This window comes from Faecalibacterium longum (genome assembly GCF_040094125.1).
Classification (GTDB): Bacteria; Bacillota; Clostridia; order Oscillospirales; family Ruminococcaceae; genus Faecalibacterium; species Faecalibacterium longum.
On record NZ_JBBNIH010000138.1, the window covers coordinates 18,782 to 33,838 of the forward strand.

13 protein-coding genes and 1 tRNA gene are annotated in these 15,057 nt (G+C 58.4%); 11 read left to right on the forward strand and 3 right to left on the reverse strand.

Features of this window, described 5'->3' with window-relative positions; translation table 11 throughout:
- Positions 1-10: 10 nt before the first annotated feature.
- The 8 genes from potA to AAAU26_RS07715 all read left to right on the forward strand — a co-directional run bounded on the left by potA (position 11) and on the right by AAAU26_RS07715 (position 8,731).
- Positions 11-1,057, forward strand: a complete 1,047-nt coding sequence (potA, locus tag AAAU26_RS07680) for a spermidine/putrescine ABC transporter ATP-binding protein (protein ID WP_015564143.1) — start codon at positions 11-13, stop codon at positions 1,055-1,057.
- A 6-nt stretch (positions 1,058-1,063) separates the two neighbouring features.
- Positions 1,064-1,879: an ABC transporter permease gene (locus tag AAAU26_RS07685; RefSeq protein WP_227618434.1), complete on the forward strand. Its 816-nt coding sequence runs from the start codon at positions 1,064-1,066 to the stop codon at positions 1,877-1,879.
- A complete protein-coding gene (locus AAAU26_RS07690) occupies positions 1,879-2,727 on the forward strand; it encodes an ABC transporter permease (protein WP_015564141.1) in 849 nt (282 codons plus the stop codon). Before AAAU26_RS07685 ends, AAAU26_RS07690 begins: the two co-directional genes overlap by 1 nt.
- Positions 2,724-3,956, forward strand: coding sequence for an ABC transporter substrate-binding protein (locus AAAU26_RS07695; RefSeq protein ID WP_227618435.1), 1,233 nt, complete (start codon positions 2,724-2,726; stop codon positions 3,954-3,956). The genes AAAU26_RS07690 and AAAU26_RS07695 overlap by 4 nt, the downstream gene beginning before the upstream one ends.
- 57 nt (positions 3,957-4,013) lie before the next feature.
- Positions 4,014-4,766: an acyl-[acyl-carrier-protein] thioesterase gene (locus AAAU26_RS07700; protein ID WP_227618436.1), complete on the forward strand. Its 753-nt coding sequence runs from the start codon at positions 4,014-4,016 to the stop codon at positions 4,764-4,766.
- 468 nt (positions 4,767-5,234) lie between these two features.
- A complete protein-coding gene (locus tag AAAU26_RS07705; RefSeq protein WP_158394426.1) occupies positions 5,235-6,749 on the forward strand; it encodes an IMP dehydrogenase in 1,515 nt (504 codons plus the stop codon).
- A 305-nt stretch (positions 6,750-7,054) separates the two neighbouring features.
- The gene (locus tag AAAU26_RS07710) at positions 7,055-8,572 is read left to right on the forward strand and encodes a nicotinate phosphoribosyltransferase (RefSeq protein ID WP_227618437.1); all 1,518 of its coding nucleotides are present in this window, start codon (positions 7,055-7,057) and stop codon (positions 8,570-8,572) included.
- 75 nt (positions 8,573-8,647) lie between these two features.
- Positions 8,648-8,731: transfer RNA gene (locus AAAU26_RS07715), tRNA-Leu, on the forward strand.
- A 208-nt stretch (positions 8,732-8,939) separates the two neighbouring features.
- Here AAAU26_RS07715 and AAAU26_RS07720 read toward each other — a convergent pair.
- Both AAAU26_RS07720 and AAAU26_RS07725 read right to left on the reverse strand, forming a co-directional pair.
- Entirely contained in the window at positions 8,940-9,806 is an 867-nt protein-coding gene (locus AAAU26_RS07720) for a tRNA 2-thiocytidine biosynthesis TtcA family protein (protein ID WP_149793289.1), read from the reverse strand.
- A gap of 21 nt (positions 9,807-9,827) precedes the next feature.
- Positions 9,828-10,952, reverse strand: a complete 1,125-nt coding sequence (locus AAAU26_RS07725; RefSeq protein WP_227618438.1) for a cysteine desulfurase family protein — start codon at positions 10,950-10,952, stop codon at positions 9,828-9,830.
- Positions 10,953-11,310: 358 nt separating this feature from the next.
- Between AAAU26_RS07725 and AAAU26_RS07730 the strand changes: the two genes are divergently transcribed.
- Together AAAU26_RS07730 and AAAU26_RS07735 are read left to right on the forward strand one after the other, a co-directional pair.
- A complete protein-coding gene (locus AAAU26_RS07730) occupies positions 11,311-12,672 on the forward strand; it encodes a uracil-xanthine permease family protein (protein WP_227618439.1) in 1,362 nt (453 codons plus the stop codon).
- 209 nt (positions 12,673-12,881) lie between these two features.
- Positions 12,882-13,433 (forward strand): NADH peroxidase, encoded by a 552-nt coding sequence (locus tag AAAU26_RS07735; protein ID WP_149793292.1) that lies wholly within the window; start codon positions 12,882-12,884, stop codon positions 13,431-13,433.
- A gap of 85 nt (positions 13,434-13,518) precedes the next feature.
- Here the strand turns inward: AAAU26_RS07735 and AAAU26_RS07740 are convergent, their stop codons facing one another.
- Complete coding sequence (locus AAAU26_RS07740; protein WP_227618440.1) at positions 13,519-14,145, reverse strand: nucleotidyltransferase family protein; 627 nt, start codon at positions 14,143-14,145, stop codon at positions 13,519-13,521.
- A gap of 127 nt (positions 14,146-14,272) precedes the next feature.
- Here AAAU26_RS07740 and AAAU26_RS07745 point away from each other — a divergent pair, with 127 nt between their 5' ends.
- A complete protein-coding gene (locus AAAU26_RS07745; protein ID WP_227618441.1) occupies positions 14,273-15,055 on the forward strand; it encodes an FAD binding domain-containing protein in 783 nt (260 codons plus the stop codon).
- The last annotated feature ends 2 nt before the right edge of the window (positions 15,056-15,057 follow it).

Genomic DNA, 15,057 nt, shown 5'->3' on the forward strand with positions numbered 1-15,057 from the left:
TAGGAAAGAAATGAACAACTCGGTGATCGTTTCGCTGCGAGACATCGTAGTGGAATTTGATGGTCAGCGCATCCTGGATGGGCTGAACCTCGACATCCATGACAAAGAGTTTGTGACGCTGCTGGGATCCTCCGGCTGCGGCAAAACCACCACCCTCCGCCTCATCGCGGGCTTTCTGGAACCGACGTCCGGCAAAGTGCTGCTGAAAGGAGAGGACATCACAGGTGTACCGCCCTACAAGCGTCCGGTGAACACCGTGTTCCAGAAATACGCGCTGTTCCCCCACCTGAATGTCTTTGAGAATGTGGCCTTCGGCCTCCGCCTCAAGAAGATGGACGAAGAGACCATCCGCCGCAAGGTGCGGGATATGCTGGAAGTCGTGGGCCTGAAGGGCTTCGAGCGCCGCAGCATCGGCCAGATGTCCGGCGGCCAGCAGCAGCGCGTGGCCATCGCCCGCAGCCTGGTCAATGAGCCGGAGATCCTGCTTCTCGATGAGCCTCTGGGTGCCCTCGACCTCAAGCTGCGCAAGGAGATGCAGCTGGAACTCAAGCGCCTGCAGCGCGAGATGAACATCACCTTCATCTACGTCACCCACGACCAGGAAGAGGCCCTGACCATGTCCGACACCGTTGTCGTCATGAACGGCGGCAAGGTGCAGCAGATCGGCACCCCCGAGGACATCTACAACGAGCCCAAGAACGCCTTTGTTGCTGACTTCATCGGCGACTCCAACATCGTGGACGGCGTGATGCACCGTGATTTCCTCGTCTCCTTCTCGGGCGTCGAGTTCCCCTGTGTGGACCGCGGCTTTGCCCGGGAGGAGAGCGTACAGGTGGTCGTCCGCCCCGAAGATATTGAAGTGGTCTCCCCGGTGGAAGGCCAGCTGGTGGGCGTCGTCAATGACGTCATCTTCAAGGGCGTCCACTTCGAGATGCATGTGGAGTGTGAGGGCCGCGAGTGGCTCATCCATTCCACCCGCGCCTGCACGCCCGGTGAGACCATCGGTATGCGCATCGGCCCCAACGAGATCCATATCATGTCGCGTTCGGAGGGGTGAGGCCGCATGAAGATTTACGATAAGAAACTGGCCTATCCGTACTTTGTATGGATGGTGCTGTTCACGGTGGTGCCGTTATTCATCGTGGTGTATTACGCCCTCACCGACTCCACCGGCAGCTTTACGCTGGACAATCTGGTGACCGTCAGCGGCTATGGCTCGGTGTTCGCCCGCAGCCTGCTGCTGGCCATCATCTCCACCGTCGTCTGCCTCATCATCGCGTTTCCGGTGGGCTATTTCCTCTCCCGGCTGCGCGTCAACAAGCAGCACATCATGCTGATGCTGGTGATGCTGCCCATGTGGATGAACTTTCTGCTCCGTACCTACGCATGGATGGGTCTGTTGAGCATCAACGGCCCTGTGAATGCCGTTCTGGGCGTCTTCGGCCTCGGACCCTACAACATGCTGAATACCTCCGGCGCTGTGGTGCTGGGCATGGTGTACAACTATGTGCCGTATATGATCCTGCCCCTCTACACCAGCATGACCAAAATCGACCAGAGCATCGTGGAGGCGGCGCAGGACCTGGGCGCTTCCACCACCAAGACTCTGTTCCGGGTGCTCATCCCCATGAGCATCCCCGGCATCAGCACCGGCATCACGATGGTGTTCGTCCCGGCGGTGTCCACCTTCGTTATCAGCCGTATGCTGGGCGGCGGTTCCAACCTGCTCATCGGCGATTTGATCGAGATGCAGTTCCTCGGCAACAGCTACAACCTCAATGTCGGCTCTGCCATGAGCCTCGTGCTGATGGTCATCGTGCTGCTCTGCATGAGCTTTACGTCCAGCTTCGACGAGGATGAGATGGAGGGTGTGTCCTGATGAAAACGAAACATCTGCGTCTGATGCAGCGCGCCTATGTCATCCTGTTTTTCTGCTTCATGTACCTGCCCATCGCGTACATGGTCGTGTTCAGCTTCAACCAGAGCAAGGGCTACGCCCTCTTTACCGGCTTTACCTTTAAGTGGTACACCAGCCTGCTCCACAACGAGTCCATCCTGCACGCGCTGTGGGTGTCGCTGTATCTGGCACTGTTCTCGGCGGTCATCGCCACCGTGCTGGGGACTGCGGCGTCTCTGGGCATCGCTTCCATGGGGCGCAAGAGCCGCCTGCTGGTGACGAATATCACCTATATCACCACGGTCAACCCCGAGATCATCACCGGTATCTCCCTGATGATGCTCTTTGTGGCATACCAGCGCTTTGCGTCTGAGCTGGACTTCCTGCCCGACAACATCATGGGCTTTCCCACGCTGCTCATCGCCCATATCGCGTTCAACGTGCCGTATGTCATCTTCAATGTCACACCCAAGCTCAAACAGCTGGACATCAAGCTGTTTGAGGCGGCGCTGGACCTCGGCTGTGACCCCCGGCAGGCATTTTTCAAGGTCATCCTGCCCGAGATCAGTCCGGCCATCCTGTCGGGCTTCCTCATCAGCCTGACCTACTCCATCGACGACTTCATGATCTCCTACTTCAACTGCGGTACGGTGGAGACACTGCCCATCGCCATCTACTCCATGACCCGCAAGAAGGTCAGTCCGGAGATCTACGCGCTGTCCACCATCATGTTCGTGGTCATTCTGAGCATCATCCTCATCTCCAACGCCATGGAGAGCCGCGGTTACCGCCGCGACCAGCGCGCACTGAGAGGGGGAGATGTCAAATGAAGCGTTTCGTCATTCTTCTGCTGACGGCTGTACTGGCGCTGACCATGCCGCTGTCGGCTCTGGCCGCAGGACAGATCGAGGTCACAGAGGACATTTCTGTTTCAGATGACTACGACTGGACCCGCTTCAAGGGCCAGAATGTCACCCTGAACGTCTACAACTGGGGCGAGTATATCTCCAACGGTTCCGACGACAGCGTGGACGTGGTGGCGGCCTTTGAAAAGCTGACCGGCATCAAGGTCAACTATACCACCTTCGACTCCAACGAGTCCCTCTACGCCAAGCTGAAGTCCGGCGCGGCCAACTACGATGTCATAATTCCGTCGGACTATATGGTCGCCAAGATGATAAGCGAAGGAATGCTGATGCCGCTGGACTACAGCAACATCCCGAACTTCCAGAACATCGACGAGGAGTACCGCAACGGGGACTATGACCCCGAGAACGCCTACACCGTGCCTTACACCCTCTGCACCACTGGCATCATCTACAATACAAAGATGGTAGACGAGGCCCCCACCAGCTGGGCAGACCTGTGGGACGAGAAGTATGCAGGCAACATCCTGATGTTCAACAACAGCCGCGACGCCTACGCCATCGGTGCGTTCAAGAGCGGCAGCAGCGTCAACCCCCAGACCACGGAGGGTGTGGATGCTGTGGTGGACGAGCTGAAAGCCCAGAAGCCTCTGGTGCAGGCCTATGTCATGGACGAGATCTTCGATAAGATGATCGGCAGCGAGGCGGCCGTCGGCGTCTACTACTCCGGCGACGCCATCACCATGATTGACGACAACCCCGATCTGGCCTGGGTGTTCCCTGAGGAGGGAACGGTGCTGTCGGTGGACAGCATGGCCATCCCCGCCACCAGTGAGCACGAGGAAGCTGCAGAGATGTTCATCAACTTCATGTGTGCACCGGACGTCGGCAAGGCCAATATCGAGTATATCGGCTACACCACCCCCATGCACTGTGTGTGGGAGCTTCTGGATGAAGACCTCAAGTACAGCGAGATCGCGTACCCCTCCGAGGACATTGCGGCCAAAGAAGAGGTGTTCACTGCCCTGAGCGATGAGGTCAACAGCGAGCTGGACGTGAAGTGGAGCGAGATGAAGAGCTACGACGAGGGCGGCAGCGGGTATCTGTTCCTGATGCTGCTGGCGGCGATGCTGGCTCTGGCCTGCTTCAATATCTGGCGCAAGGTGCGCAGGAAAACGCGCAATATGTATTGAACCTGAGGGGGCTGTGCGGAGGCGTACAGCCCCTTTTTATAAGGAAAGGGAAAGAATATGAGTGAATACAGAAGCTATACGGAGCAGATGACCGTGCTGGACGGCGACAGCGACTTCCGCCGCTGCCTGAAGCCCAGCGCTCTGTTCCGGTATGTGGAGCAGGTGTCGGCAGACCATGCCCGGGCTTACGGCATGGACCACGCCTTTTTCAGGGAGCGCCACAGCGCATTCCTCGTGGGCAAGCAGGCCCTCAGGGTCTGGCGGATGCCCGGCCGTGCGGAGAAGATCAACCTGACCACGGCCTGCGAGGTGTTCAAGAAAGGCACGATGAAGCGGCTGACCACCATCACCAGCGAAACAGGGGAGAAGCTGGCCCTCGTGGACTGCCGCTGGATGATCGTGGACACTGAGGCAGGGCGCATCCTGCGCACCCCCGGCTGGACGATGCCGGACTTCCAGAACGACGACCTGCCCGAAGAACTGCCCCAGATCGTCCACAAGAGCCAGCCGCTGACGGCGGCAGGGGAGAGCCGCGCCAGCTACTCCATGTGTGACCTCAACGGCCATATCAACAACTCCCTCTATCTGGACATCGCCTGCGACGCTCTGCCGCAGGAGGTCGTGGAGGCTGCGCCGCTGTCCTTCGCTTCCATCAAGTACCACCGTGAAGTGCCGATGGGCCAGACCGTGCAGGTGTTCTATGCCCCCTCAGGAAACGGCTGGTATGTGCTGGGCCGGAGGGAAGAGCACGCGGCTTTTGAGTGTTATCTGGAATTCGGAAGCTCTGTCACAGAATCTTTACAAAAATAATTACAGAAAAATTACAAAAAACTATTGCAAAAGTCCTTCAAAAGAGTTACAATATGGTTACAGAAAGGGCAAGACCCTTCTGGATCATGAAATCTTTTTCTTCTTGTTTTTTGGAATATCGGGTGTCCGCCATCCTCCTCCGGCTGTTCTCCTTCGCAGCTGTCGGCCGACACCGCACAGGCGATATTCCGCTTCGTGTGCAAAAGAGCCCGTCTGGTTTCGGACGGGCTTTTTTGCGTCCAAAAATCCGGAGAAATCGGCCCACAGCGAGGGAAAGTATGACCTTAGGTCAATTTGCCTGTTTTTCTGCAAAGGACATTTATAAAGTTTGGCGGGGCAGGGGTTTGTATTCCGCGTGGGTTTGTGGTAAAGTATATACAATCAATTCCTAAGTCGAAAACATGAAATTGTTTTGATGTTGTTTGATATGATCCGCTGCGGATGCGTTAAGAGAAAAGGAGTTTGAATATGGCTTATTTTTACGAAGAACCCTCTCGTACCTTTGGCGAGTACCTGCTGGTGCCGGGCTACTCTTCTGCTGAGAATGTCCCCACAGCTGTCAGCCTCAAGACCCCGCTGGTCAAGTACCGCAAGGGCGAGGAGAACTGCCCGCTGGAAATGAATATCCCCATGATCAGCGCCATCATGCAGTCTGTCTCCGGCGATAAGCTGGCCATCGCGCTGGCCCGTCAGGGCGGCGTCTCCTTCATCTACGGCTCCCAGAGCATCGAGAACGAGGCCGCTATGGTCCGCCGCGTCAAGAGCTTCAAGGCCGGTTACGTCGTTTCCGACTCCAACCTGGCCCCCACTGCCACCCTGCACGATGTGCTGGAGCTGAAAGCCCGCACCGGCCACTCCACCATCGCCATCACCGCCGACGGCACTCCTAACGGCAAGCTGCTGGGCATCGTGGCCTCCCGCGATTACCGCGTCAACCACACCCCCGATGACGCTCCTGTTACCACCTTCATGACCCCCATCGAGAAGCTGGTCACTGCCCCGGAGAACACCTCCCTGCACGACTGCAACAACATCATCTGGGACAACAAGATCAACACCCTGCCTCTGGTGGATGCCGAGGGCAACCTGAAGTATATCGTCTTCCGCAAGGACTACGATTCCCACAAGAAGAATGCCAACGAGCTGCTGGACAAGAACAAGAGCTACGTCGTCGGTGCCGGTATCAACACCCGCGACTACGCCCAGCGCGTGCCTGCTCTGGTGGAGGCCGGTGTGGATGTCCTCTGCATCGACTCCTCTGAGGGCTACTCCGAGTGGCAGAGCCGCACCATCGGCTGGATCCGTGAGCACTACGGCGACACCGTGAAGGTGGGCGCCGGTAACGTCGTGGATGCCGAGGGCTTCCGCTTCCTCGCAAAGGCTGGTGCAGACTTCGTGAAGATCGGCATCGGCGGCGGCTCTATCTGCATCACCCGCGAGACCAAGGGCATTGGCCGTGGTCAGGCTACTGCCGTCATCGAGGTCGCCAAGGCCCGTGACGAGTACTTCAAGGAGACCGGCATCTATGTGCCTATCTGCTCCGACGGCGGCATCGTCCACGACTACCACATCACCCTTGCACTGGCCATGGGCGCTGACTTCGTCATGCTGGGCCGCTACTTTGCCCGCTTCGACGAGAGCCCCACGAACAAGGTGCGTATCAATGGCCAGTATATGAAGGAGTATTGGGGCGAAGGCTCCAACCGCGCCCGCAACTGGCAGCGCTATGACCTCGGCGGCTCCACCAAGCTGAGCTTCGAGGAAGGTGTGGACAGCTATGTTCCTTACGCCGGTCCGCTGGCCGATGGCGTCCAGACCACCCTGTACAAGGTCAAGAGCACCATGTGCAACTGCGGCGCACTCTCCATCCCCGAACTGCAGCAGAAGGCCAAGCTGACCGTCGTTTCCTCTACCTCCATCGTTGAGGGCGGCAGCCACGACGTCGTGCTGAAGAATGCTACCCCCAGCATCATGAACGGCTGAATCTGAAATATCAAAACACCTGCAGCACGAAAAGGCGCTGCGGGTGTTTTTGCATATTCGGGCGGCATCGATGCCCGTGATTTATCCGAGGACAGAAGAGCACTGCCGGAGGTGCTGGTAAAGATTTCGTAAAAAACATTTTTTCTTTCTGTCGTCATTTTTTACCAAAACCTCTTGCGTCTGCCCGCCAAAGATGCTATAGTGGTACAAACATCCTGTCATGACAGGGCAAAACGCGCGGCAGCGCAGAGTTTGTTTGGCTGCACCCGCCGCAGGGGTGCGCGGAAAAAGAGAGGAAACTTTTCATGAGCGAGATCAAAGTTGTGCCGTATATCCCGGATGAGGACTACGACAATCCGGCAATGGTCGTTGATTTTTACGAATTCACTATGGCCAACTGCCTGTTTCTGAACGGCTTTAAGGATACGACCCTTGTGTTTGATATGTTCTTCCGCAAGAACCCGGATAACCAGGGCTACTCCATCAGCGCCGGCCAGCGCAAGCTGACCCGTTTCCTGCTGAACTACCACTTCAATGAGCAGGATGTCCACTGGCTGCGCACCAAGGGCATGAGTGAGGAGTTCTGCGAGTATCTGCGCACGTACCGCTGGAAGGGCGATATGTACGCTCTGCCCGAAGGCACGGTCTGCTACCCCCATGTGCAGATGGTGCGCATCGAGTGCGACCTCGTGGGCGCTATCCTCATCGAGACCTACCTGCTCCAGACCATGAACTTCCACAGCCTCATCGCCACCAAGGCCACCCGCATCACCGGCCTCAACACCCACACCCCCCGCAGCGTCATGGAGTTCGGCACCCGCCGCGCACAGGGCGAGAGCGCAGGCAACGACGGCGCTTATGCTGCCGTTCTGGGCGGCTGCATCGGCACGGCCAACTGTCTGGCCGAGATGAAGTACGGCTCTGAGGTCAAGGCTGTGGGTACTGTGGCCCACAGCTTCATCGAGTTCTTCCCGACCGAGTTCGATGCCTTCAAGGCATTCGCTGATACCTACCCGGATTCCGTCAGCCTGCTGCTGGATACCTACAACATCATGGAGAGCGGTCTGCCCAACCTCATCAAGCTGGACGACTACCTCATTGAGAAATATCCTGATAACCCCAACCGCCGCGTCAAGAGCGCCCGCATCGACTCCGGTGACCTGGCCCGAGGCTCCAAGCGCCTGCGCAAGGCGCTGGATGCAGCAGGGAAGTCCTACATCAAGCTGGTGGCCTCCAACGGTCTGGACGAGAAGAAGATCGCCAACATGGAGCTGTACGAGCACGCACACTTCGACTCCTACGGCGTGGGCGAGAACCTCATAACCTCGGCCTCGGACCCCGTGTTCGGCGGCGTATACAAGCTGGTGGCGGTCAAGCGCCCCGATGGCAGCTATCAGCCCAAGATGAAGTGCTCCGACTCCGCCAGCAAGGCCATCATCCCCGGCAAGAAGATGCCGTGGCGTCTCTACGATGAAAACGGCCAGGCGCAGTGCGACCTTATCGCCATGGACAGCGAGGTCATCGAGGCAGGCAAGCCGGTCACGATGGTCAATCTCGACTCTGATGCCATCGAGCGCACCGTCACCATCGTTCCCACCCGCGTCAAGCAGCTGCTGGTGCCGCATATCCTGAACGGTGAGCTGGCCATCGAGCTGCCCTCCATTGCGGAGAAAAAGGCCTATATCGCCAAGCAGCTCACCGAGGAGACCTGGGAGAGCGAGCTGCGCATCGAGATGCCTCACAAGCACTACGTCAACATGACCCCTGCTGTGGCTGAGTGCCGCTCCAAGATGTACGCAGAGCTGCACGGCGGCAAAGTGTAAACTTGACAAAACAGCATTTCTATTGTATTATATGAGCTGCTGCTTGCAAGATCGTGAGCAGCAGCTCATTCAGAAGCCACTGTGGTGAAATTGGCAGACACGAGGGACTTAAAATCCCTTTCTGGAGACAGAGTGCGGGTTCAAGCCCCGCCGGTGGCATGGAAAAGCCCCGGTAAGTGCAGAAATGCATTTACCGGGGCTTTTTTGTGTATTATAGCAATTCAACTTTTTAATGCAACAGCAACAGCGTTGAATTGCATATCACAGATATGCTGTTATCAGGCTGCGTTATTTTCTTGATTTGCGATAAAACGGGAAGGAAACGATACTGCCGACCGGTATCCGCTCCATCCAAGGGGGTATTTTATTACTCTTCGTTGAATGCTTCCTCCTGCGCATGGAACCGCTCGAGGAAGCTGTGCTCCACACCCTCAGATTTGTAGCCGGGCATGGTATCCAGAGCCACTGCGTGGATGCTGCGGAAGATGCTGTTCTCGATGTTGGGGTTGTCCCGCTTGAGGCGGCGGAGCAGAATTTTCGTCTCCTGCCGCTTGGAGCCACCGCCGCCGTTGTCGCACATGGTGCAGTTCTCGGTAAAGCGGCAGGCGCACTGGATGAATTCCAGCTCATTGTAGCGCTTCCACGCCAGAATATCTTCCTCGCGGATGCAGTACATCGGGCGGATGAGGGTCATGCCGGGGAAGCTGGTGCTGTGGAGCATGGGCGGCATGGCCTGCAGCTGGGAGCCGTAGAACATACTCATAACGGTCGTCTCGATGACGTCGTTGAAGTGGTGGCCCAGTGCGATTTTATTGCAGCCCAGCTCCTTGGCCTTGCTGTAGAGGTGGCCGCGGCGCATCCGGGCGCAGAGATAGCAGGGGTTTTTGTCGGTGTTGTTGGCCACAGAGAAGATGTTGCTCTCGAAGATGGTCACAGGGATGTGGAGCAGCTCGGCGTTGGACTCGATCTTCTGGCGGTTTATCTCATTGTAGCCGGGGTCCATCACCAGGAAGACCAGCTCGAACGGCACATCGCTGTGGCGCTGAAGCTCCTGCATCAGCTTTGCCATCAGCATCGAGTCTTTGCCACCCGAGATGCAGACGGCGATCTTGTCACCGGCCTTGATGAGCTCGTAGCGCTTGACCGCTACGATGAAGGGGGTCCACAGCTCCTTGCGGTATTTTTTGATGATGCTCCGCTCAATGAGCTGGTAAGGTTCCATTTCGCGTTTCATGGCTCTGTCCTTTCTTTTTTCTCACAGCTGGGTCAGCCGGGTGTAGCAGGCGTCAAAGGCGCGGAGAAAGCCGTCCAGCTCCTCCTGCGTGGTCAGGTGGCTCAGACTGATGCGCCACGAGGAGAGGGAATTCTTCCGGTCGCGGCTGACGGCGAACACCGCCCGGGAGGGCAGGCCGTCCGACGAGCAGGCCGACTTGACCGAGACACAGACGCCCTCCGCGTCCAGCTCCCGCTGGAACACGGTGCCTTTGACGTTCTCAACGCTCAGGTTCAGGATGTGGGGGATGGCACTCTCCGGGCTGTTGATGCGGACTTTTGGGTACTTGCTCAGAGCAGTGCGGAGATACAGGTTTGCCTCTTTCACCCGGGCAGAACGCTCTGGCAGCTCATTTACCGCAGAGTTCAGAGCCGTCTCGAGGGAAGCCGCCAGAGCCACCGTAGGCGTGCCGCTGCGGTAGATGGTGGTGCTTTCGCCGCCGTGGATGAGAGGATCAAGCGCCAGCCGCCGCCGCTTGAGCAGCAGGCCGATGCCGTTCAGGCCGTAGAACTTGTGGGCTGTCAGGCTCATGGTGTCCACGCCCTCGAAGGAAACGGGGATCTTGCCCACGGCCTGGGTGGCGTCTACGTGCAGGTGGCAGTTGGGCCAAGCCTGCAAAATTTCCGAAATTTCTTTCACCGGCTGCACGACGCCCAGCTCACTGTCCACCAGTGTTACCGCTACAGCAATGGTGTCGGGACGGAGAAGTTCTTTCAGGTGCTCGAGGTCGATGGTACCGTCTCGCCTGATGTCCACGAGGTCGATTTCATAGCCCTGCTCCTGCAGAGCGGTCAGGGTGCCGCTGACGGACGAGTGTTCCAGCGGGGTGGAGATGATGTGCTTGCCCAGATGGCGGGAGAGTTTTGCCAGCCCCTTGAGAGCAAAGTTGTTGGCCTCGCTGGCTCCCGAGGTATAGATGACCTCGGCGGGCTGTGCGCTCAGCAGCCCCGCGATGCTCTGGGTAGCGTGGTCAATGACCAGTTTTGCGTCCCGGCCTGCCTGATGGCGGGAGTTCGCGTTGCCGGGGCAGCTGCGCTCTACCTCACAAAAACGCTCCAGCACCCGGGAGTCTGCGGGGGTGTTGGCCGAATAATCCAGATATATCATAAGTGTCCTTCTATAATAAGTGGTACAACTGCTGTCGTTTCGGATGCCGCCGGCCCAGTGACCAACTGCGGCAATAGGTTATATTATAGTGCGGAATGCGGCATATTTCAAGGCTGTACGGCCTCCGCCGACAGAAAATCGCCGCAAAATACAGGAAAAAGGTTGTCAGCGTCCTTCTTTTATGCTATACTATGCCGAAGAATGAAAGGAAAGGGGAGAGCGGGATGCTGAAAAAGAAATCGTCTTTTGCACGCATCGGCTGTATTTTCCGTTTCCGATTTGGTCCCGATTTTTGAGGCATTGCCGCTTTCCCGCGGTAGTGCCTCTTTTTTTGGGCCGCAGATAGAAGGAGGAAATAATGAGTCAGAATATTGATTACTCCAAGGGTATTTACGATGCCCGCCAGCTGGGTGCCGGACGGATGCTGATCCTGGGCGTCCAGCACATGTTCGCCATGTTTGGTGCCACCGTGCTGGTCCCCCTGCTCACCGGCCTGAGCGTTTCGACCACCCTGCTCTGCGCAGGTCTGGGTACGCTGCTGTTCCACTTTATCACCAAGGGCAAGGTCCCGGCCTTCCTCGGCTCGTCCTTTGCCTATCTGGGCGGCTTCTCCATCGTGGCCCCCATGCTGGCTGACGCCGACGGCAATCTGACCATCGCCAACACCCAGATGCTGCCCTACGCCTGCGCAGGCGTGGCCTTCTCGGGTCTGGTCTATCTGGCCGTCAGCCTGCTCATCTCCACCTTCGGCATCCGGCGCATCATGCGCTTCTTCCCGCCGGTGGTCACAGGCCCCATCATCATCGCCATCGGCCTCATCCTCGCCCCCTCGGCCATCAGCAACTGTCAGGCAAACTGGCTGCTGGCCTTTGTGGCTCTGGGTACGGTCATCGTCTGCAACATCTGGGGCAAGGGCATGGTCAAGATCCTGCCCATCCTGATCGGAGTTCTCGTCTCCTACGCAGTGGCCCTTGTGACCGGTGCCGTGGACTTTGAGCGCATTGCCTCCGCCGCATGGTTTGGCATCCCTCTCCACAAGGAAGCCATGGGCCTCTTTGCCATCGACGGCAGCCCCGAGTTCATCAGCGCCCTGTTCACCATCATCCCCATCGCTCTGGCTACCATGATGGAGCACGTCGGTGACATCGCCGCCATCAGCGCCACCGTCGGCCACAACTACATCAACGACCCCGGCCTGAACCGCACCCTGATGGGCGACGGCCTCGCCACCACTCTGGCCGGCCTGCTGGGCGGCCCGGCCAACACCACCTACGGTGAGAACACCGGCGTCCTCGCGCTGAGCAAAATTTACGACCCCCTCGTCATCCGCATCGCCGCTGTGCTGGCCATCATCCTGAGCTTCAGCCCCAAGTTTGAGGCCGTTATCAACACCATCCCCACCGGCATTATCGGCGGTATCAGCTTCGTGCTCTACGGCATGATCTCCGCCATCGGTGTCCGCAACGTGGTCGAGAACCGGGTGGACTTCACCAACAGCCGCAACCTCATCATCGCCGCTGTCATTCTGGTGTCTGCTCTGGGCTTCAACTCGGTGGGCGGCCTGACCTTCGTGGTCGCCGGTGTGTCTATCAACCTGTCCGGTCTGGCCATCGCTGCTATCGTGGGCATCCTGCTCAACGCCATCCTCCCCGGCAACGATTACGAGTTCGACGCTGCCGATGGTGCCGATGCTCCTTCCAGCGGCAACCTGCAGGTCTGACCTCGACAGGGAAGCCCCTTCTTCGGCAGAAGTGACAGCTTTTTGAAATGTTCTTTGGGCAATGTGCGAGACTTCAAAATAAATGAGAATAATTCTTAAAATAAGCCTTGACTAACTAGGAATCATTCGCTATAATAGAGTCAGAAACAAGGTCTGCTGTACCAGAGCAGACCCCTAAAAAAGAACAAACCTAATGGAGGATAAATCTTATGAAGAAGTACGTTTGCACCGTCTGTGGCTACATCGCTGAAGGCACCATCCCCGAGCAGTGCCCCGTCTGCAAGGCTCCCGCTTCCGCATTCGTCGAGAAGACCGGCAACACCTATGTCACCGAGCACGTTGTGGGCATCGGCAAGGCTGAGGGCGTTCCTCAGGAGATCGTCGATGGTCTGCGCGCCAACTTCGAGGGCGAGTGCAGCGAGGTCGGTATGTACCTGGCAATGGCCCGCGTGGCCGAGCGTGAGGGCTACCCCGAGATCGCCGAGGCTTACAAGCGCTATGCCTACGAGGAGGCAGACCATGCTTCCCGTTTCGCCGAGCTGCTGGGAGAGGTCGTCACCGACAGCACCAAGAAGAACCTGATGATGCGTGCAGAGGCCGAGTGCGGCGCCTGCGCCGGCAAGATGGACCTGGCTAAGAAGGCTAAGGCTCTGAACCTCGACGCTATCCACGACACCGTCCACGAGATGGCAAAGGATGAGGCCCGTCATGGCCGCGGCTTCGAGGGCCTGCTGAAGCGCTACTTCAACACGGAAGTCTGAGCAAGGGTACTCCAGTTATTGTAATACGCCGCCCCGGCGTGCAGTTTGCAGCTGCTGCCGGGGCGGCTTTTTTGTGGTAAAGCATTTACAAAAGTTTTCGCAGTCGCTCCAGCTCTTCTACGGTATCTGCATCTTCCAGCTCTTCCTGCCGTGCCGCATATACCGCCCGCACAGACTCCGGATGCTGGCGGATGACCACGCCGCCGCCCTTGCCCTCGGGCAGGGAACACAGGGCGCCGAAATAACTGCTTCCGAACAGAACGGGACTTCCCAGCCGCTCCGTGCCGTCCTCGGCACGAAAGCCCAGCCGGAGGATGGCCCGTTCTTTTTCGTCCAGCGCTGAGAAATCGCGCGCCATCGCCTCGAGGCTTTCTTTCCGCAAGAGCGGCTGATCCCCGGGCAGGAAGATGCATCCCGCAAGGCCGGGCAGCTCCGAAAGCAGCGCTTCGAGGCCGAGGCGCACCGTGTCGTTCCGGCCCGGCAGGCTGTGAAGGATGGTTTTCACGCCCGCCTTACACGCGAGTTCAGCCACTTCCGGTGAGCGGGTCACCACCACCCGGGCCGCGAGGGCGGGCGTCTCTGTTACGTCCAGCACCTGGGCGATGAGGGGCGCGCCGCCGAAGTCGGCCAGCAGCTTATTGGAGCCGAACCGCACCGCCCGCCCCGACGCCATGATGACGCAGCCCACCGCTGTGTTTTCTGTGTACTCCATCCCGCAGACCTCCCGAAATTTCCGTTGTTGTTCGTTGCCGAATTGATGCTTTCTGACGGTAGTATTATAGCGGATTTTGTGATAAAATAAAAGAAAAAGGTCACAGGAAAAAGAGAGGATACTGCATATGATGACCATTCGGGAATACAAGCGGGCTGAAAGCCTCGAGGAGGCTTGGCAGCTCAACCAGAAGCGCCCCAACCGTGTCCTCGGCGGCATGATATGGCTCAAGATGGAGAATATCAATGTCGGCACGGCCATCGACCTGTCGGGCCTCGGCCTCGACACCATCGAGGAGACGGACGAGGGCTTTTCCATCGGAGCGATGGTGACGCTGCGCCAGCTCGAGCTGCACCCCGGCCTCGCCGCCTATACGGACGGTGCCGTGCGGGAGTCGGTGCGCCACATCGTGGGCGTCCAGCTGCGCAACCTCGCCACCGTGGGCGGCAGCATTTACAGCCGCTTCGGTTTCTCCGACGTACTCACCATGTTCCTCGCGCTGAACGCTTCCGTAGAGCTTTATAAGGGCGGCGTCGTGCCGCTTGCTGAGTACGCCCAGCGCCCCTACGACCGGGACATCCTCGTGCGTGTCCTCGTGCCGAAGGAGCACTCCCGCTTTGTCTACCAGTCGGTGCGCAACAGCCAGACGGACTTCCCGGTGCTGACCTGCGCTGCCGCAAAATTGGCGGACGGCAGCATCCGCGCCGCCATCGGTGCGCGTCCGGGCAAGGCTGTGCTCTACACCGCAGCGCCTGAGGCGGGGGAGACCGCCGAGAAATTTGCTGCCCGCTTTGCCGCCGAGGTAAAGGCCGACATCAAGACCGAAAGCAATCTTCGCGGCGGCGCCGAATACCGCCGCCATCTGGCTGGCGTGCTGACGAAACGCGCCGTCTGTCGTCTGGAAGGCTGAGG